A 416-nucleotide genomic window follows, 5' to 3' on the forward strand; every position below is an offset into this window, starting at 1 on the left:
CGGTCGAGCGAAGCCGCGTTGCGGTCTCCGTCCGTGCGTCCCTGCGCTCCGATCGCCTCGCCCCAAAGCGTGAAGCGTTCCATGGCGAGGCGCGGCGCCGGCAGAGCCGTGCCGGCCGATCTGCCGGGCGCGTCGGCGCTGAAGGCGCCGTTGACCGAGCCGCCGGACGAGCCGGCGGCCAGGGGCCAGCGCAGCCGGTTGAGGATGGATTCGCGAATGAGATGGCTGTCCTCGATCGCGACGCCGACCGCTTGCGCGTGAGCCTCACCCGAGAGCGCGTCGAAGCCGGCGCGGGCGTCGGCGACGCTTGCCGTGAGCAGCGCATCGTAGACACGGTGGCCGGCGCCCAGCGCTTCGGCTGCTCCGGCGGCACCGGCCTGGTTGCGGGTCAGGGCGACCTGCGGGAAGGCGGTGGC

The 416-nt window shown here is 74.0% G+C and carries 1 pseudogene; it reads right to left on the minus strand.

The window, feature by feature from the left end:
- Positions 1-416: pseudogene (locus AB4118_RS34175) on the minus strand (autotransporter outer membrane beta-barrel domain-containing protein); the annotation flags it as partial.

This window comes from Allobosea sp. 2RAB26, from assembly GCF_052115465.1.
In the GTDB taxonomy this organism is placed as follows: domain Bacteria; phylum Pseudomonadota; class Alphaproteobacteria; order Rhizobiales; family Beijerinckiaceae; genus Allobosea.